General features: G+C 58.9%; 14 protein-coding genes and 2 pseudogenes. 1 reads left to right on the top strand and 15 read right to left on the bottom strand.

Features of this window, described 5'->3' with window-relative positions:
* Nucleotides 1-56: 56 nt before the first annotated feature.
* The 10 genes and pseudogenes from EXQ56_03755 to EXQ56_03710 all read right to left on the bottom strand — a co-directional run bounded on the left by EXQ56_03755 (nucleotide 57) and on the right by EXQ56_03710 (nucleotide 10,341).
* Nucleotides 57-1,382: a hypothetical protein gene (locus EXQ56_03755; protein MSO19566.1), complete on the bottom strand. Its 1,326-nt coding sequence runs from the start codon at nucleotides 1,380-1,382 to the stop codon at nucleotides 57-59.
* A gap of 200 nt (nucleotides 1,383-1,582) precedes the next feature.
* Nucleotides 1,583-2,635, bottom strand: coding sequence for a 2-oxoacid:ferredoxin oxidoreductase subunit beta (locus tag EXQ56_03750; GenBank protein MSO19565.1), 1,053 nt, complete (start codon nucleotides 2,633-2,635; stop codon nucleotides 1,583-1,585).
* A gap of 1 nt (nucleotide 2,636) precedes the next feature.
* Complete coding sequence (locus EXQ56_03745) at nucleotides 2,637-4,475, bottom strand: 2-oxoacid:acceptor oxidoreductase subunit alpha (protein MSO19564.1); 1,839 nt, start codon at nucleotides 4,473-4,475, stop codon at nucleotides 2,637-2,639.
* Nucleotides 4,476-4,799: 324 nt separating this feature from the next.
* Nucleotides 4,800-5,039, bottom strand: a pseudogene (locus EXQ56_03740) (DUF2442 domain-containing protein).
* 4 nt (nucleotides 5,040-5,043) lie between these two features.
* A pseudogene (locus tag EXQ56_03735) lies at nucleotides 5,044-5,261 on the bottom strand (DUF4160 domain-containing protein).
* 227 nt (nucleotides 5,262-5,488) lie between these two features.
* Entirely contained in the window at nucleotides 5,489-7,120 is a 1,632-nt protein-coding gene (groL, locus tag EXQ56_03730; GenBank protein MSO19563.1) for a chaperonin GroEL, read from the bottom strand.
* Between the two features lie 114 nt (nucleotides 7,121-7,234).
* Entirely contained in the window at nucleotides 7,235-7,540 is a 306-nt protein-coding gene (locus EXQ56_03725; GenBank protein MSO19562.1) for a co-chaperone GroES, read from the bottom strand.
* Nucleotides 7,541-8,016: 476 nt separating this feature from the next.
* Nucleotides 8,017-9,123, bottom strand: a complete 1,107-nt coding sequence (locus tag EXQ56_03720; GenBank protein MSO19561.1) for a sodium ion-translocating decarboxylase subunit beta — start codon at nucleotides 9,121-9,123, stop codon at nucleotides 8,017-8,019.
* A gap of 41 nt (nucleotides 9,124-9,164) precedes the next feature.
* Nucleotides 9,165-9,344, bottom strand: coding sequence for a hypothetical protein (locus EXQ56_03715; GenBank protein ID MSO19560.1), 180 nt, complete (start codon nucleotides 9,342-9,344; stop codon nucleotides 9,165-9,167).
* Nucleotides 9,345-9,444: 100 nt separating this feature from the next.
* Entirely contained in the window at nucleotides 9,445-10,341 is an 897-nt protein-coding gene (locus EXQ56_03710; GenBank protein ID MSO19559.1) for a TIGR01777 family protein, read from the bottom strand.
* 208 nt (nucleotides 10,342-10,549) lie between these two features.
* Here EXQ56_03710 and EXQ56_03705 point away from each other — a divergent pair, with 208 nt between their 5' ends.
* Complete coding sequence (locus EXQ56_03705) at nucleotides 10,550-10,843, top strand: oxidative damage protection protein (GenBank protein MSO19558.1); 294 nt, start codon at nucleotides 10,550-10,552, stop codon at nucleotides 10,841-10,843.
* Nucleotides 10,844-10,971: 128 nt separating this feature from the next.
* Here the strand turns inward: EXQ56_03705 and EXQ56_03700 are convergent, their stop codons facing one another.
* The 5 genes from EXQ56_03700 to EXQ56_03680 all read right to left on the bottom strand — a co-directional run bounded on the left by EXQ56_03700 (nucleotide 10,972) and on the right by EXQ56_03680 (nucleotide 18,237).
* Entirely contained in the window at nucleotides 10,972-11,406 is a 435-nt protein-coding gene (locus tag EXQ56_03700; protein ID MSO19557.1) for a hypothetical protein, read from the bottom strand.
* Nucleotides 11,407-11,469: 63 nt separating this feature from the next.
* Nucleotides 11,470-12,273 carry a hypothetical protein gene (locus EXQ56_03695; protein MSO19556.1) on the bottom strand — a complete coding sequence of 268 codons (804 nt, stop codon included), beginning with the start codon at nucleotides 12,271-12,273 and terminating at the stop codon, nucleotides 11,470-11,472.
* Nucleotides 12,270-15,794, bottom strand: coding sequence for a tetratricopeptide repeat protein (locus EXQ56_03690; protein MSO19555.1), 3,525 nt, complete (start codon nucleotides 15,792-15,794; stop codon nucleotides 12,270-12,272). Before EXQ56_03690 ends, EXQ56_03695 begins: the two co-directional genes overlap by 4 nt.
* Nucleotides 15,791-17,614: a CRTAC1 family protein gene (locus EXQ56_03685; protein MSO19554.1), complete on the bottom strand. Its 1,824-nt coding sequence runs from the start codon at nucleotides 17,612-17,614 to the stop codon at nucleotides 15,791-15,793. The genes EXQ56_03690 and EXQ56_03685 overlap by 4 nt, the downstream gene beginning before the upstream one ends.
* Nucleotides 17,611-18,237, bottom strand: a complete 627-nt coding sequence (locus EXQ56_03680) for a hypothetical protein (protein MSO19553.1) — start codon at nucleotides 18,235-18,237, stop codon at nucleotides 17,611-17,613. The genes EXQ56_03685 and EXQ56_03680 overlap by 4 nt, the downstream gene beginning before the upstream one ends.
* Nucleotides 18,238-18,403: the final 166 nt, after the last annotated feature.

Genomic DNA, 18,403 nt, shown 5'->3' with positions numbered 1-18,403 from the left:
GGACAAAAAAATTGCGGTGCAAAGGTTCTGCACCGCATGACTGATGACTGTCGAGTTTAGTTCCCGACTGCTATGGTGACGGAATTGCTCTGCTTCCCGCTGATGGTAAGCACCACCGGAATAGTGTTGCCGGTGCGCGTATTGGCGGGCACGCGCACGTTGATTTGGTTCAGTCCCACACAGCAATCCGATAGCCCGGAAAACGAAACATCCGCGGCCATGCCGTCGATCATTACCGTGGGAGTGGCGACCGTTCGAGTCAGTGTCGTGGGCCTTGCCCCGGTGGGCACAACCGGATTGGTTTGCCCCAAGCCGGTAGCGAATATCGTGATGTCCTCGCCCGGGCGCGCGGGCCGCGACGTAACCCCGCTAATTGATCCCACCGCCGCCGCGATTCCTCCGCCCGTTGCCAGCACAATCACGCCCTGACCGCTTCCCTGGCTATTGGTCGTAAAAATTCCGGGAGCGGCTGGCTCAAGTGCGATGGTGCGCGTTGCACTGGTCTCACCGCCGACGGAGATCTGAATCGTTGTGCTGGTTCCGGAAACCTCCGTGGGAATCTGAATTCCCAATTGTCCTCCAGTCGTATAGAACATCGGAGCCGCAACTCCGCCAACGGTGGCGCGTGCTCCCAATAGACCGGTGACCTGCCGCCCGTTAGCATCGAAGGCGGAGGAAAGCAGCGTGCCTCCGTCCGAAAGATTCGAGCCGAATACGGCCACGATGGAGCCCGGCGCAACCGCCACTGTGCCGGGGGCAAAGCTGGCGCCATTAACCACTCCATTTGCCGGCAGCACCGGCACCGGTATGGGCGCGGTCCGGGGCGATGGGCTGAATGAAGTTGTGTAGATGAAATCGCCGGTATTATTCGTGCTTCCATTGGCGGTATTGCCTGCGGCGTGGAATTGCAAAGCACCATCCGCAGACGCAGGCGACTGCCACAGAAAATCAAAATTCACTCCCGCGGGTGTTCCAAACCGTGTGCCAACTTCCGTGTGGGAGATATACTGAATTCCATTCAATTCCGGAAGCAGTTGAGTATAGCCATCCCCTCCCGGAAGGAGTCTTCCAGCCTGCTGCCCTGACTGGTTCCGTGTGCTCAACTCGAATCCCCAGCGTTGCGACTCCGGGTTGGGGTTGGCAACTGTTACACGAATCGGATAGGTTGTTCCCGGCAGGTAAGTAGCTGGTCCCGTGATGACTATCGAACCCGTCCCGGTATTTAGAGGATTCGTCCGGTGGCATTGCGTACAATTGCCCTCTCCAAATCCCCCGGTTACGCCGGAAGGTGGTCCTCCCGAGCGGGCCGCGATGTAAATGGGAATGGCCAGCAAGCAAACTCCGATTGCGCACACGCGCACGTGTGATCGAATGTTCTTCATTTGTATTTTCCCCGTTCTGACTAGATGTAATTACTCTTGATCAACTATCAACCCACAAAACTTTTTCATCCTGGAAATGCTCCCCAGCCTGGATGAAGAATTGCCAACAGGCTAACAGACTTTATCTGAATCTGGCAAAAAAGGCCCCCTTAATGTTGGGGGCCTAATGGATATTTCGGCTAAAATTTTTCCAGCCAGTTTTACCGCAACTCTTCCATGATCTCGTCCAGCGCCGACTTGGGCGGACGCGTGATCGAGAGCGGCAGCGTGGCCAACGGCTGATCCACCAGATTGAGCAGATCGTGGAAGTTCTCGCCCTTGGGGTTCACGTAGAGTACGCCGGTGAGCACTTCGCCGCGTGAATGGGCTTCTTCGATGGCGCGCAGCGCGGCGTTCTTGTTGGTGGCGTCGTAGCTGGCGTTGTCGAGCTTGCGCAGGCGCAGCATGGAGCCGTCGTGCATCTGCACGTCCTGGGTCTCCCCTGGATCGTAATTCACTTCGATGTTTTGGAAGAACGGCACAAAGTCGATTTCGTGCAGCGGCTCGTCGTGATCCTTCATGTATTCGTAGCTCTTGGTGGAGCCCTGATGATCGTTGAAGGTTACGCAGGGGGAAATGATGTCCAGCATCGAGGTGCCCTGATGGGCGATGGCCGCCTTCATGATGGCCGAAAGCTGCTTCTTGTCGCCGGAAAACGAACGCGCCACCAGCGTTGCGCCCAGCTCGATGGCCATCACGCAGGTGTCGATGGCCGGCAGATCATTGATCACGCCGTTCTTCTGACGTGAGCCCCTATCAGCGGTGGCGGAGAACTGTCCCTTCGTCAAACCATAAACGCCGTTGTCTTCGATGACATAGATCAGCGGCACATTGCGGCGCATCAGGTGAACAAATTGGCCCATGCCGATCGACGCCGTGTCGCCGTCGCCGGAGATGCCGATGGCCTTCAGCGTTTTGTTCGCCAGCATCGTGCCCGTCGCCACCGAAGGCATGCGCCCGTGGACCGCGTTGAAGCCATGCGAGCTGCTCAGGAAATAAGCGGGCGCCTTGCTCGAGCAACCGATGCCGCTGAGCTTGACCACTTGATAGGGATCGACGCCCATCTCCCAGAACGATTCGATGATGCGTTCGGTAATGACGTTGTGGCCGCAGCCGGCGCATAGCGTGGTCTTGCCGCCGCGGTACGTGGCCAGCTCAAGGCCGATGCGGTTGAGCTTTGCTGCTGGTGCTGGAGGTTGTGCCGTGGTTGCCATATTAGCCTGCGATCTCCTGTGCAAGAATTTCGTCGGTGATAGTGCGGGCATCAATCGGGAAGCCTGTATAGTGCCGCACGCTGCGAACTTTTTCGGCGTACTTGCCGACTTCCAAGCGAATCAGATCGCGCATCTGTCCGTCGCGGTTCTGCTCGACGACGTAGACGCGCTTATACTTCTTCACAAATTCCTTGATCTCCGGGCTTAACGGATAGGCCCGCAGGCGCAGATACGCGGTGGGGATGTTCTGCTCATCGCGCAGTTGGTCGCGCGACTCGATGATCGCCCAATGCGTGCTGCCGAAGGCGATCAGGCCGATCTCGGCATTGGCGTCGGACTCCAGCAGCGGCGGCGAGATCACGCCACGGGCCGTCTCATGCTTGCGCTTGATGCGGTCCATGTTGTTCTTGTAGTCTTCGGGCTTCTCGCTGTAGAGCGCCTTCTCGTTGTGGCCGGAGCCGCGCGTGAAGTAGCTGGCCAGCGGATGATGCGTGCCCGGTATCGTGCGATAGGGAATGCCGTCGCCGTCCACGTCGCGGTATCGCTCGAACTTGCCGATCTTCTCCAGCTCTTCCGCGTTGAGTACCTTGCCGCGATTGATGGGCTTGTCCGGATAGATGAACGGGTCCGACATCCAATTGTTCATGCCGATGTCCAGGTCGCTCATCACAAACACGGGAGTCTGGAACTGCTCGGCCAGATCGAACGCCTCCATGGCCATGCGGTAGCACTCTTCCACGGAATAGGGGAACAGCAGGAGGTGCGAGGTGTCGCCGTGCGAAAGAAACGCCGTGGCCAGGATGTCGGCCTGCATGGTGCGCGTTGGCAGGCCTGTGGAGGGCCCGGTGCGCTGAATGTTGAAGATGACGATGGGAATCTCCGCGTAGTAGGCCAAGCCCGTGAATTCGCTCATCAGCGAGATGCCGGGACCCGACGTGGTGGTCATGGCCCGCGCGCCTGCCCAGGCCGCGCCAACCGTCATGCCCACCGAGGCCAGCTCGTCTTCGGCCTGCACCACGGCGAAGGTCGCCTTGCCGGTCTCCTTGTCGATGCGGTAGTCCTTCAGATATTCAATCAGCGCCTCGGCCAGCGAGGACGACGGAGTGATGGGGTACCAGGCCAGCACCGTAACGCCCGCGAACAGGCATCCGACGGCGGCGGCGGTATTGCCGTCAATCAGAATTTTCCCCGCGGTCTTGTTCATGCGCTCCAGACCAAACTTCGCCGACTTCGGGAATTTCTCGGCGGCGTACTGTACGCCGGCGTTGATGGCGTTCCAGTTTAGCGACAACGCCTTGGGCTTGGAGCCGAGCTGCTTTTGCATGGCCTTCTCGGCCTCGGCGAGATCGATGTCGAGCAAGTACGCCACGACGCCCACGTAAATCATGTTGCGGACTAGTCGTCGCAGCCGCGCGTCGGGACAAACCGGCGTAACCAACTTGTCGAACGGAACGGGATAAAAATCCAGGTCGTTGCGCAGGGCCTTCAGGTTCAACACTTCGTCATAAACAACGCCCGCGCCCGGCAGCAGACCCTTCACGTCATCGATGGCGGTCTCGGCATTCATCGCAATCAGGAAGTCGATCTCCTTCTTGCGCGCGACGTAACCATGCGCGTTGGCGCGGATGGTGTACCACGTCGGCAGACCGGCGATGTTCGACGGAAAAATATTCTTGCCCGAGATGGGGATGCCCATCTGGAAAATGGACCGCAACAAAATGGTGTTGGCGGTCTGGCTGCCCGAGCCGTTCACCGTGGCGATCTGAAGGCTCATGTCATTCATGATGCGCTTCGTCGTGGAATCAGCGCTGCGGGGAGCAGCAGTTTCAATCGTGGCCATTGGACTCCTTCGTCCTCAATCGACGTTCTCTAATTTGGGCGCGCAAGCAGAACCAGCCCCGCGCAGGGATTCTCAATCAATCGCCGTACTGGTTTCCTCGAAGTGATGGTCAGGCCGCCGGCAACAGAGTTCCTTGAGCTATGAATTACATCGGGTCATTGCTCTCAATAATCAAGTATAGGCCCGCAAAATAAGCAAAATCAACGGGCCGCGCGGTCCCGAAAATGGGTCATGTTCAACCGGCTGAACAGCGATCGGGAAGGGCTTCCAGTCCTCTGAGAGTCCGGGGGCTTAACTTTGGACTGCCGGCGTGGGAGTGTAACCTCAGGCGGTAACGCGAAGATGAGCGCGCAGAAACTCTGGCGCGATATCTGCGCCATTTTCCCAGGCGAGCGTGTGCATGAAGAGGGAGAATCGCTTGAAGTACTCAACATCGCGGAGAGGCTCGAAGACTTCGCCCCACAACTCGCCAGAGAGATCAACCTCACCGCTGCTTCCGTCATTGAAGCGCAACCAGACTGTGTAATCCTAGACGTACCGGGCTTCCTCTACATGTAGAATCATGGTCCTACTCCAAAGGCTGGATGGGCTTCAAGGCCTGCTGTTGCCGTGCCCGTTGCCAATCGTCAGCTAATTCGCTTCTGTGAAGCGCGTGCCACTCCATCACCATGTTCAATGCTCGGCGGGAAACTTCCCGACAACTTTCCCGCTCGAAATTTCCACTATGATTTCAAACTCACCGTATTCCGCGTGAAAATGGCCGGGCTCGTGATCCCGAAAATTCATATAAATCACGATTCCGAAGAAGCGGCTTAGGACAGGAACAGCAAGCTCACTATAACAATTTCAAGAAGGAACTGCGGAAGCAAAAAAGCCCGGACAGCATAACTGTCCGGGCCATAGTAATCATCGAATTGGACAGCAGGTCCTTCGCTGCACTCAAGATGACATCGTTGTTCTCCACAGCGTACCGCGGAGCGACCATCGTGAGCGAGGCGAGGCTGGACGCAGTCCTAGTACATGCCGCCGCCCATGCCGCCGGGAGGCATGGCTGGACCCTTGTCCTTGTCATCCGGTAATTCGCAGATGAGCGCTTCGGTGGTGAGCATCAGGGACGCGATGGAGCCTGCGTTTTGAAGCGCCAGACGAGTTACCTTGGTGGGGTCGATGACGCCGGCCTTCACCAGGTTCTCGTAGACTTCCGTGTCGGCGTTGAAGCCCCACTGTTCGTCCTTCTGCGCGCGCACCTTCTCGACCACGATGGCGCCTTCGAATCCGGCGTTCGCCGCGATCTGACGGCAAGGCTCTTCGAGCGCACGTCGCACGATCGCCACACCGATGGCTTCATCGCCCGTAAGCTTCAGCTTGTCGAGCGCCTTGGCTCCGCGCAGCAGCGCAACGCCGCCGCCGGGAACAATGCCTTCCTCGACCGCCGCGCGCGTGGCGTGCATGGCATCCTCAACACGAGCTTTCTTTTCCTTCATCTCGGTTTCAGTTGCTGCGCCCACTTTGATCACCGCAACGCCGCCGACCAGCTTGGCCAACCGCTCTTGCAGCTTTTCACGATCATAGTCCGAGGTGCTCTCTTCGACCTGCGCGCGCAGTTGCTTCACGCGGCCCTGGATGTCAGCGTGCTTGCCATAGCCCTCGACGATGGTGGTGTTGTCCTTGTCAATGGTTACCTTCTTCGCGCGACCGAGCTGGTCCATCTTCACGTCTTCCAGCTTGAAGCCAAGCTCTTCGCTGATCACCTGGCCGCCGGTGAGGATAGCGATATCCTCCATCATGGCCTTGCGGCGATCACCGAATCCAGGAGCCTTGACGGAAGCAGCGTGCAGCGTGCCACGCAGCTTGTTGACCACCAGAGTCGCCAGCGCCTCGCCTTCCACTTCTTCCGCGATGATCAGAAGCGGCTTGCCGGTCTTGGCGATCTGCTCGAGCAGCGGGAGCAGGTCCTTCATCGAGCTGATCTTCTTTTCGTGAATCAGGATTCGAACGTCTTCCAGCACGCACTCCATGCGCTCCGGATCAGTTACGAAGTAAGGGGAGAGATAACCGCGATCAAACTGCATGCCTTCGACCACTTCGAGTTGCGTCTCCATGGTCTTGGACTCTTCGACAGTGATGACGCCGTCCTTGCCAACTTTCTTCACGGCCTCGGCGATGATGCCGCCGATGGCCTTGTCGTTGTTGGCTGAGATGGTGCCAACCTGCGCGATCATGTCGCCGGTAACGGGCTTGGACAGCCGCTTGATCTCCGCCACAGCGGCCTCAATGGCGATATCCACGCCGCGCTTCAGCGCCATCGGGTTCGCGCCCGCCGCGACGTTCTTGATGCCTTCGCGGAAGATGGCCTGCGCCAATACGGTCGCGGTGGTGGTGCCGTCGCCAGCCACGTCGCTGGTCTTCGAGGCCACTTCGCGAACCATCTGCGCACCCATGTTCTCCAGCGGGTGCTTCAGTTCAATTTCCTTTGCCACCGTAACGCCGTCCTTGGTGATGGTCGGCGCACCGAATTTCTTGTCGAGCACCACATTGCGGCCCTTGGGACCCATGGTGATCTTTACGGCATCCGCCAGTGCATTCACGCCGGCCAGCACGTAGTGGCGAGCTTCCTCGCCTTTCACAATTTGCTTTGCTGCCATTCTCGTTTTTCCTTTCGTTCGGACTTTAATCTGTCGTTAGTATCTGAATCAATACGTTTTGATTTAGGCGATCACTCGGCTTAAATGAAGCCACCGGGCTTCGCGATACGTTCACTATTTCTTGCCGGTGTTCAGGATGCCAAGAATATCTTCTTCGCGCATGATGAGCAGTTCTTCGCCATCCAACTTGATTTCCGAGCCGGAGTACTTGCCGAACAGGATGCGGTCGCCGACTTTCACGTCCATGGCCACGCGCGTGCCCGTGTTGAGGATTTTGCCATCGCCCACGGCGAGAACTTCACCCTCCTGGGGCTTCTCTTTCGCCGAGTCCGGGATGACAATCCCACCCTTGATCTGTTCCTTCTCTTCTAGTCTGCGGACTACGACACGGTCCTGCAGGGGACGAATCTTTATTGCCATTAGCCTTGCTCCTTTCGCTCTTTGCTTGCTCACGTACTGACTGAAATCCAGTCAGCTCATTTCAAACTCAATTTTCGCCAACCGGCTCTGCGGCGCAGACCACGGATAGGCACCTTTGCTTCCATGCCCTCAATCGCAGCATCGCCAATCAACAATTTGTTATCGGGGTTACGCCTTGAACCACAGGCGGACTAAAATCTTTGGTGGTGCTCCTTCGCCTTGAAAACTTCTGCTGACATGCCAGTTCAAGCGAACCGGATATCAGAGTACTCACTTTAATTAGCACTCAGCGCAGACGAGTGCCAGTATATTAAGCGCGCAGTGGCTTTGTCAAGAGAAAAGTCGTCAATTAGTGTCATCCATATAATTAATATGAGCGTAATATACTAATGTTTAACGATAAGAAAACAATATTATTACGTTAATAGTTTGGGGAAATTTGCAGAATTTCATATCGATTGGATAGCGATAAAAAATTAATTAATGCCGAGGGCATTCACAATGGAAAGCATGATAGCCGCGGCCATGATCGAGCCGACTTGCCCTCCGGTGTTGGCTCCCATGGCGTGCATCAGGAGATGATTTTTCTTGTTGTAGCGCTGACCCTCATTCTGCACCACGCGAGCCGCCATCGGCAGCGCCGAGATGCCTGCGGCACCGATCAGAGGGTTTACTTTCCCCCCAGTTAGCAGACACATCAACTTGCCGAAGAGTACGCCCATTACGGTGTCAAGCGAGATGGCGATCAGGCCCAGAGCGAAAATCCCCAGTGTCTTGATATTCAAAAATTGCTCGGCCTGCATCGTGGCTCCAATGGTCAGACCCAGCAGCAGTGTTACGATGTTGCCCAGCTCATTCGACGCGGTCTTGGCGAGACGATCCAGGCCGCCTACTTCGCGGAAGAGATTGCCGAGCATCAGCATGCCCATCAGCGGCGTACCCAGCGGTGCGATCACCGCCGTGAATCCAGTAACCAAAATCGGAAATACCAGCTTCGTGGTCTTTGAAACCGAGCGCTTGACGGTGGGCATGACGATCCGGCGCTCTGCGTCGGTGGTCAGCGCGCGCATGATCGGCGGCTGCAGAATCGGCACCAGCGCCATGTAGGAATAAGCCGCGACCGAGACCGAACCCAGCAGATGAGGCGCGTAGTTGGTTGTTACATAGATCGCCGTCGGCCCGTCGCATGCGCCGATGATGCCGATAGCCAGTGCCTCCAACTGCGTGAATCCCAGGCCCAGCGCGAGCAGCAGCGTCAGGAAAATTCCGAACTGCCCCGCTGCTCCGAATAGCAGAATGCGCGGGTTCTCCAGCAGCGGACCAAAGTCCGTCATCGCTCCAATGCCAATGAATATAAGGATGGGAAAGAGCTCAGTAATGATGCCCGCGTCGTACAGAGCCTTCAAAAATCCGTGGCCTTCCATCAGACCGGTGCCGGGAACATTCACCAGGATCGCGCCGAAGCCGATGGGCACCAGCAGTAGCGGCTCCAGATTTTTGGCCACTCCGAGCCACATCATGACGCAGCCGATGGCAATCATGATCCAATGCTGCAACGTGAATTGCGCGGTCCCCGCGACCATCCCTTGCAACCCGGCGATTATGGCATCCCAAAGCACGCTGTCTATTTCTCCTTACCCGCAGCGGGTGCGGGCGCTTCGATCGGGTAAATCTTCTTCAGTCCCGAAATGAGCAGGCTCAACAACCACAAGCTGATGAGCGTCCCCGACATGCCCAGGATGGTAAGTGTTAGTCCGAAGGTGAAGTTGTCCATACCGATTCTCGTCCACCGGCGCTGCCGCATAGTGCAAATCTGATACCAGGCTCAAAGCGGTTATTGTAGCACGGAACCATGCACCGAAACGCGAGGCGCGCAGAGCAGGCGCGTCTCATTAGGCGACCAGTTAGGCAATCAGCGCGCGGCGCAGCGCGCCTTCGATCTCCGTATAACGGAAGCGGAAGCCAGCTGCCAGCAACTGCGCCGGCTCGACGCGCTGACTGCCAAGCAGTAACTCCTCGCCCATCTCGCCGAAGACCATCTTCACCACGAACGCCGGCAGCGGAGCAATCGTCGGCCGGCCCAGCACCTTGCCCAGCGCTTTCGTAAACTGCAAATTGGTAACCGGCGCAGGCGCCACTACATTCACCGCACCCTTTAACGACACTGTATTGATAGCATGCAATATCGCTCCGACCGTGTCATCAAGCGCAATCCAACTCATGTACTGGCGGCCCGATCCGATCTTGCCGCCTAGCCCCAAGCGAAATGGCGTGAGCATCTTCTTGAGCGCGCCGCCCTTGGCGCTGAGTACAATTCCGGTACGCACGTGTACGACGCGTATCCCGGCGCGCGACGCCACTTCCGTCGCCGTCTCCCAGTCGCGGCAGACATCGGCGAGATATCCCTTGCCGGGCTTCGAATCCTCGCGCAGCACCTCGTCGCCGCGATCACCATACCAGCCAGTCGCCGACGCGCTCACCAGCACCTGTGGTGGATGGAACATCGCGCGCGCGGCCTCGGCGATCAATTGCGTTCCGCGCAGACGGCTGCCGTGAATGATCTCTTTCTGCGCCGGCGTCCATCGCTCAGAGATAGTCTCGCCGGCCAAGTGTACAATGGCATCGGCGCCATTGAGCGCCGGCGTGTCCACGTAGGCCGTGTCGGGATTCCAGAACACATCGCCCGCGCCCAGCTTGCGCTGATCGCGCATCACGCGCGACACCGTATGGCCAGCGGCTCCCAACGCCTCCACCAACGCTGAGCCCACTAGTCCCGTCGAACCTGTAACCGCGATACGCATGTTGGTCTCCTCTGTTCGTAAGTATGCGGCATGAAGCTCAAATACCCTCAGGATACTTGAGAGGTTGACAAAAGGGAATGGCAACCCGTAGCCTGAGACTTGGCTTGGTCATTCGATGGCAGCGCACGCAAGCCGCTTGAATACAGGCGCACAGCACAGTCAGTCCGCGTTGCAGCGATGGCGGGCAGCAACCTCAGGAGGCATCACGATGGGTCAGCGAATGGTCAAGTGCATCAAGCTGGGGCGCGAGCTGCCCGGCCTGAAGGAGCCGCCTTTCGACAACGCCTTTGGCCAGCGCATCTTCGACAACGTCTCGGAGGACGCCTGGCTCATGTGGATCGAGCACCTCAAGATGGTCCTCAACGAGTACCGCCTGAACCTGGCCGACCGCACCGACCAATTGAAGGTCCGCAAATACATGGAGGACTTCTTCTTCGGCGAAGGCGCTGGCAGCTCCATGCCCGCCCCGCCTCCGGACTTCGTCCCGCCCACCCCCAAATAGTGACCCGCGCGGCGCAAAATTTGTGACCCGCGAAGACCTAAAATCTCGCCCGTGACTTGGCTATAAAATCGAGTCATTGCCCGCCGCCAAATAGTCCAAATTTGCGGCCCTGCCAAAAGTACACACTTTCACGGTTCTGACCACTCTGACCAAGTTCCGGGGCTCGGGGTTGAGACCACGCCATCGGCGTGATGGCCGGGATCGCGCGACGGCACCAGCGGCATGTGGCAATCCACGCACGTCGCAGTCTTCTCCGGATAATAGAACGACCGCGCGCCCTGACCCGACACGCCGCTCGCCTGCCACGCGTCATAATCGTTGAAGCCGCGGAACCAGCGGTAGTCGTTTACGGGCACATCGAGATGAACTTTGTGGCACGAAGAGCAATACTCCGCCGCGTCCTCGCGCATGAATGGTTTCATGAAACTCTCGCGGTGCGGACGCGGGTTGAGAAAAGTAAGGAAGCGGTCCAGCCCGCGCATGTAGGGATTCTTGCTGGTGGCCAGCTCGTGCAGCGGCTGATACTGAATCAGAAAACCGCCGTTGCCCACTGAGCCATTCACGTGAACGATGGAGTGGCACGACGTGCAGGCCAGGCCCGCGTGTGCCTCCGGCGTGTCAATCTGCTACTTGATGGGGCGGTCGAAGCGGCCGTTAAAGAACACCGCGTGATCGTGGCAGCCCGCGCACCACTTGCTCGGCTCGGTGCCGACCACGTCCTGCATGTACTCAATCGACTTGCGATAGAACTGATTGTTGAACGACGCGAAGTGGTGGACAGAGGAGTTCCACTGCTCATAGATATCGGCATGGCATTCGCCGCAGGTCTCCGAGTCCATGAAGAAGTTCGAGGGGATGATATCGCCCGTGTTGGTCTGCGCGGCGGACGGAAAAAACGGCGACTGCGGCCCGCCGCCCTCTTCCTGCATCGTGGCGGGGACCAGCAGAGTGTTCTTGATGCGATCCGCCGGATTCGGAAACGCCGCGCGATAGCCGATGCCAGCGGCGGGCAGCGCCACGGCCAGCGCCGCGCCCACGGCGAGTCCCTTCTGCATGGTCAGCCATCCGCCGCGCAACTCCTGTGCGCGCCGACGCACCCAGGGGAACAACAGGATCGTGCCGAGCGCCGCGGCGATGATGTGCGCCCAGAACGCCCAGCGGTGCGGCTGCGTATTGCCCCAGCCAGCCAGAAACACCGCGAAGCCAATCGAGAGCACAAACAATCCCGCCGCCGGAGCGACGCCGCGGCGAAGCTCCTGGTTGCGCATCAACAGCAATGTGGCCGCCACGGCTACGGCCAACCCCAGGCCCAGGTGAAACAGCACATTCACCATGTAGAAAATCGTGGCTGAGGAGAAGCCAGCAATGTAGCCGGTGTTCACCAGCAGGATCACGAAGAACAGTCCCGTCCAGCGGCGTAGATTCATCATTGCTGCCCTCCGGGCTGATCTCCGGCATTCGGCGCGGGCGCAGACAGCGCGGCCACTTCAGGGAAATCCGGCACGCTTGTATTTGCAGAAGATGTGCGCGTAATCGGCGTGGGCGCCAGCGGCCTGACCACGCGCAACGCAGGGCGCGTGTTGTAAATGCGGCGATACTCGCGGTGCTCTTCCGTGTCAGGAAAATGTTCATTGGCCGGATACGGATACTGACTCATGCCGTGGAACGGCAGCGGCTCGACGCTCGTCGCGAACGCCGTATTGGCGTCCTGATCCTTGGCCCAGCCATCCACCTTCAGCAGAAAGTCGCGCTGCCACCCGACGGGCAGCGGCGGGAGCGATGCGGCATCGAACAGGAAGCGCATCTCATCGCCCGAGCCCATCAACACCAATTTGTCATCCATGCTGGTCAATAATGTTTTCACGTCGCCGTAGCGCGTGTACAGTCCCTGCGTGGGATTCCACATCGTCGTGGGCATCCACTGCTGATAATCGAAGTGCTCGGGCTGCTTGCGCTCGGGATGAATGATGGGGCGCGACCATCCGCGGAATTGCAGATCGACGCTGGCCAGCGCCACATCTGACATCTTTGCGGAAAGCGGCGCTGCCGCCGCGCCATTCGCTTCGCTCAGAAAAATCTCATCCCAATAAAGCGCCATGCCGGTAACGATGCGCACTTCGCGCGAGGCTGAGAGGAATTTTCCGGTCAGGTCCACGGCGATGGTTTTCGGCTTGCCCGCCGGAATGCCCATGTCCTCGATCACCGTCTGCCACTCGCGGCGCGCGTTCTTCACTTGTAGATAGGGCAGAGCGAGGTCGCCGCCAAGGCCGCTATTTCCTCCACCCGGAGTGGCGCTCATCTCCTGCGAGACGGCGCGGAAGGTGGAGCCATCGGCCCAGTCGAGCCATCCATTCAGCACCAGCACGGCGGAGTTGTTTTTCGCTGCATTGCCAAAATCCAGATCAATATGATGCCGCTCGGCCAGCCCGCTCAGGTCGCGGCGGAACTGGTCCGGGTAAGTCTTGTCGAGCTTGCGCAACTGCGGCAGCACGTCATTGCCGCGATGATCGCGCGCCGTCTTCGGATAGATGCGCCGCTCAACGCCGAATAGACGGAACTCCGGGAAGGGCGGCGATTTGAATTTATCGTTGGTGAATATCTCGACATTCGCAGGATGATCGACGGCGATTAGTTTCACTTCGTCGAAGTAAGCGACTTCGCGCAACTCCTCCGTGATGCGCACTTCATACTTGCCGTTCACCGCTGTCAATGCGCGTCCCGGTATTTGAATGAACTCGTCGTGATCGACCGGGAAATATTGTCCGTCGCCGAGGCTCGCGCCCAGCGGGGCGACGCCGAGCACGTCGGTGATGAACTCGAACTCCTTGCCGTTCCAGGTGAAGATCATCGGGCACGATCCCGACAGCCGTTGCGCTTCCTTATATGTGACGTGCTGGTTGACCGCCACTTTCGTCTCATTCTGGATGAGTCCATTCGGCCAGGTGATGCGCACCGTGTCAATCAGCTTGGTATTTCCCAGAGGGCCCAGCCCAAACGTCAGCGGCACGCCCGCATAGGTGCGCTTCTGATACATGCGCCCGGCTCTGACCTCGACGCGCGCGCCCGGCGCGAGCTTCAGATTTTTCACGCCTTCCAGCGACACCGTCAGCCACGCGCCCGCCGGCTCCGTTTCATTTCGCTGACGCTCGACGGCGCCGCCGAACCCGATGGTCGCCAAATCCGTTTTCCCGTCCTGATCCCAATCCGCCGAGGACACGCGGGAGGCAATCTGCCCTTGCTCCAGAAAATCATTCTCGGAGGAGAACGCCCCGCCCTGATTGGCCTTGGTAAACAACCGGCCCTCGGCGGCGGAGATCAAATCGGCGAGTCCGCGATTGTCGAAATCGACGAACGCGGGGAACGAGGAAGCCAGCGAAATGGATTGCTCTTCCTGCTGCAGCACACCTTCCTTATTGCGGAGCAGCAACACTTGATACGAACCGGTCCGCGCCATGCGGGAAGATTCCAACTCATCGCCGAACTCGCGCAGCGAAGGATATTCGAGATGCGAGACGGCCAGGTCGGTCCAGCCGTCGTTGTTCCAATCGTGGGCGATCAGATGGCGCGTGGCTTCGGGGATCGCGGGCGTGGCTTCGGGAAGCCCAGGCGTGACCTCATACTGGCCGCCGAGCCGGTCGCGATAAATCACGCCGGCGCGATCCTGATAGGCCACCGCCAGATCGAACGCGTTGTCATAGGCGATCACATCCATCTGCACCGCGTCGATGGCCTCGCCCTTCACAAACGGGAAATCGCGCGACATGTCGCTGAAGCCGGCGCTCCCGTTATTGCGCGCCAGCGCGCTGGCCTTGCCGAGCAGGATCAGATCGAGGTCATAGTCATGGTCGTAGTCGAGCCAGACCGCCTTATTAAATTTGGTGTTGAATGGCGCAGAGGACAACTGCGTAGTCAGCTTTTCAAACTTGCCGTTGCGATTGGCCCACAGCGAAACACTGTCAGCGGCCAAAAGGGCCAGGTCCACGAAGCCGTCGTTGTTGAAATCGCCGGGGGCGACGCCCGCAATCGTTCCGGCGTTATCCAATCCTGAGTCGGGAACGCGCTCCGCGCCGTTACGATATAGCGCGACACCTTGGTCGGTCCAGGCGAGCAGATCGGGCCGCTTGTCCGCGTTGTAATCGAGCACCACTAAACCAGCCCGCTCGTAGTCGGCCTGCGCGGAGAGTTCCGCCGCAGCAAACTCTGGTTTGCTCGGCGCTGTCGTGGAAAGAGTGGGCGATTCTTCAAGCGGCTCGTATATCTCCGAGTAGAAGCTCCAGTCGAGGTCTTCGGGAATCGCCGCTCCGGCTTGCAGGCGGCGCAGTTCCTGGAAGCGAGCCAGTTCGCGCGCAGCGTCGGCGGCGCGCCCGGCGGCGCGATAGGCGTTGTAAAGCTGGAAGCGCGCACCGGCCAAATTGGGATCGAGCCGCGCGGCTGCCTCAAAATGGGGCAGCGCCGCCGCGACTTTATCGGTCAGGCGGTAAAGATATCCGAGGTTGTATTGCGAAATCGCATCGGTGGGCGCGAGCGCGACCATCTTCTCAAACTGCGCGATAGCCTTTTCGTGCTCGTCTTCCTTCTTGTAGGTGATGCCCAGATTAAACCAGGTGTGCGGCAGCGCGGGCTGCAGTTCCTGCGCCTTTAGCAACTCGGCGATGGCTTCCGGCGTCTTGCCCGCGCGCAACAGCGCCAGGCCCAGGTTGACTCGTTCACGCACCGAGTCCGGCTGGAGCGCCAACGCCTTGGTGAACTCTTCCACGGATTGCGCGTACGTGGTAGGGTTCTCATAGAACGCCTTGCCCAGATTGCGGTGAATCGCCAACTGCTCCGCGGGATCAGTTGCAGCGGCGGCGGGTGCCTGCGCGGACAACCTTGCGCTGCGCATCCAAGCAGCACCCGCAGCGCACGTCAACAGCGCGGCGGACATTACGGCAATCTTTAAGGGACGATTCATTTGCTGATCACACCCTTATCTTCATGGATCGTGGAAATCTGATTCATCGGAACACTCACTTTCTGTTTCGCGCCGCTCGGCCAAAGAATCTCCACTGAATCAATCTTGCTGATTGCGCCGAGACCGTAATGCACCCGCTGCGTACTCTGGCCGGAGTAGCCGTTGCCGCCATCGACCTCGCGAATCCATTCGCGCCCGTCGGCCTTCAGTGTGATGCGCGCGCCGATGGCATCGCGGTTGCTCTTCGTCCCCACCAACTGCACCGCCACCCAGTTGCGTGCCGCGGTGGTTTCGTTGTGATACATCAGCGCGGGTTGGTCGGCGTTGGTCTGATAGAAATCGAGGCGACCGTCGTTGTCGAAATCGGCGATGGCCACGCCGCGCCCGTCGAATTCATTGTCCACGCCCGCGGCGGCGGAGATGTCTTTGAAGGCCTGTCCATCGAGGTTGCGCATTAGTTTTTTCTTCTGATAGCCGGACCAGGTGCGGTCGCCGATGGCGGGCCAACTACTCACGTCGCTGAAGTCCACGCCGGGCTTGATGAGCATCTCGAAGATCAGCGGAACGTAATTTTCCTTGCTGCCCGAGCGCAGGCCGTTGGTCGCGAACAGGTCGAGCCAGCCATCGTTGTCGAAGTCGGCGAACTTCGCGCCCCAACCCCACAGCGTGTCGCACGAGCCGGTCTCCTTCGAGAGGTCCGTGAATGTTCCATTTCCAGTGGCCCAGTTGCCATCGTTGTGCCAGAGCATGTTGCATTCTTTCATATACTCGTCGGTGATGTTGGTGACATACACGTCGAGCCAGCCATCGTTGTCGTAGTCGGCAACCTCGGCGTTCATGCCCTTCTTGGTGTCCTTGCCGATGGCGGTGGCGGAGACATCCTTATAAGTTCCATCACCATTATTCAGATAAACGCGATCCATGCCGTAGTCGCTGGCGACATATACATCGGGGTCGCCGTCGTTGTCGAAATCGCCCGCACCCACGTCCAGCGTCCAGCCAGTATGATTTTCAAAACCAGCCCGCGCGGTGGCGTCGGAAAATTTCCCCGCGCCGTCGTTGCGCCACAGCGTAAGGCCGCCGCCGTTGATGGCGTCGTCCAGATTGTTCGGCAGCACCTTCGGGTCCTTCAATGCCAGCAGGTTCTCCGGCTTGAAGTAATTGCCGAAGAGCAAATCGAGATCGCCATCGCGGTCGTAGTCAATGGAGATGGCGGCAATGGTGTTGGCAAACTTGTTGAGGCCCGAGCCTGTGCTCACATCCGTGAAGGAATCACCCTTCTCGTTGTGATAGAGCAGCGGCGTGCCGAAGCGCACCACGAGCAGATCGCGCCAGCCGTCGTTGTCATAATCGAACCACAGCGCGTCGGAGACGATGGACAGCGGATCATTGCCATGCGCCACTTCGCCCGCCTCCTCGGTAACATCCTCAAACGTGCCGTTGTGACTATTACGAAACAGTTTATTGAACTTGCCTTCGTCTGAGCTGGTGACAAACATGTCGTCCCAGCCGTCATTGTCAAAATCGCCAACGGCCACTGACGAGCCGCCCGAGGTGAACATGCCCAGCACGTCGCCATGCGCGCCCTTGAACTTGCGCGTCTGATGCACATGGCGCACACCGGCTTTTTCGCCGATCTCGGCGAAGCGGATCGCGCCGGGCCCCTGCGCGCGCGAGGGTGCGACGCTGATGGAAAGGATCAGCGCGATGAACGCGAACCGCAAACAGAGCCGTGACCGGAAGGGAGCGGTCGCCCGCTGATCCGCAATGCCGGAACACCGCTCCCTCCCGGTCGCGGCTCTGTAAATTCTTCGCGTCATTTCGGGGCAACCTCGGCGGCGAACATTTCCTTCAGCGAAGTATCCACGCGGCGGGTGATGTCGTAAGTGTCATCGATCACAGCTTTCAACTCGTCGCCGTCCTTCGCCACACGCGACTTCAGCGCCGCGCTTTCGGGGAAATGTTTCAGGCCATCGCGCCACGCCTGCTTGGCTTTCTCAAAATCGTCTGTCTTCCAGTAACTGTCGCCGAGCGCAATCCAGGTGCGAATGTAGTAAGGCTTCATTGCGCCATTCTGCAACTTCATCGCGGCTTCGATATCGGCCACCGCGTTCGCAGCACGCCCGAAAATTTTCGGCCAGAACAGGTAGCTATTGCCGCGCGTGTAGAGCGAGATCCAGGTGGGCCTCACTTCGATTGACCTGGTAAACGCGTTCAAGGCATTGTTGGCCAGCAGCACCTGCGTGATGGAACCAGCCACGGGAACCTTGTCCACGTAAGTGAAGCCGAAGTTCAGTTGCGCGTTGGCCAGGCTTGGATGGTCGGAGGCGACCTTCTCGAAGAACGCGATAGCGCGATCATAAGTCGCCAGGCGAATCACCATCTGGCGATACTCCGCGCCGAGGCGCAGATTGTCGGGGTCGGCGGTGATCTTGGTTTCCATCTCGCCGAGCGCAAAGGTGGCTGACCCGCCCGAGATTTTGTACCAATCCTTGTGAGAGAGTTTACATCACAACCTGAGGCCGAGAAACTGGGTTTTTGACAGGGCTATAGGCCCCCGGCGCCGGGGGCCTATAGCCGAGCGCCGAGTGCGGCCTGCGGGTGTTGTA

The organism is Acidobacteriota bacterium (genome assembly GCA_009691245.1).
In the GTDB taxonomy this organism is placed as follows: Bacteria; Acidobacteriota; Terriglobia; order 2-12-FULL-54-10; family 2-12-FULL-54-10; genus SHUM01.
Note: the sequence above shows the minus strand (reverse complement) of the source record. Positions and strands in the feature narration are given on the sequence as shown.

Bases quoted from the DNA above. Each gene is read 5' to 3' on its own strand.
- EXQ56_03755 (MSO19566.1), bottom strand. From the start codon at position 1,382: ATGAAGAACATTCGATCACACGTGCGCGTGTGCGCAATCGGAGTTTGC.
- EXQ56_03750 (MSO19565.1), bottom strand. From the start codon at position 2,635: ATGGCAACCACGGCACAACCTCCAGCACCAGCAGCAAAGCTCAACCGC.
- EXQ56_03745 (MSO19564.1), bottom strand. From the start codon at position 4,475: ATGGCCACGATTGAAACTGCTGCTCCCCGCAGCGCTGATTCCACGACG.
- groL (MSO19563.1), bottom strand. From the start codon at position 7,120: ATGGCAGCAAAGCAAATTGTGAAAGGCGAGGAAGCTCGCCACTACGTG.
- EXQ56_03725 (MSO19562.1), bottom strand. From the start codon at position 7,540: ATGGCAATAAAGATTCGTCCCCTGCAGGACCGTGTCGTAGTCCGCAGA.
- EXQ56_03720 (MSO19561.1), bottom strand. From the start codon at position 9,123: ATGGTCGCGGGGACCGCGCAATTCACGTTGCAGCATTGGATCATGATT.
- EXQ56_03715 (MSO19560.1), bottom strand. From the start codon at position 9,344: ATGCGGCAGCGCCGGTGGACGAGAATCGGTATGGACAACTTCACCTTC.
- EXQ56_03710 (MSO19559.1), bottom strand. From the start codon at position 10,341: ATGCGTATCGCGGTTACAGGTTCGACGGGACTAGTGGGCTCAGCGTTG.
- EXQ56_03705 (MSO19558.1), top strand. From the start codon at position 10,550: ATGGGTCAGCGAATGGTCAAGTGCATCAAGCTGGGGCGCGAGCTGCCC.
- EXQ56_03695 (MSO19556.1), bottom strand. From the start codon at position 12,273: ATGATGAATCTACGCCGCTGGACGGGACTGTTCTTCGTGATCCTGCTG.
- EXQ56_03690 (MSO19555.1), bottom strand. From the start codon at position 15,794: ATGAATCGTCCCTTAAAGATTGCCGTAATGTCCGCCGCGCTGTTGACG.
- EXQ56_03685 (MSO19554.1), bottom strand. From the start codon at position 17,614: ATGACGCGAAGAATTTACAGAGCCGCGACCGGGAGGGAGCGGTGTTCC.
- EXQ56_03680 (MSO19553.1), bottom strand. From the start codon at position 18,237: ATGGAAACCAAGATCACCGCCGACCCCGACAATCTGCGCCTCGGCGCG.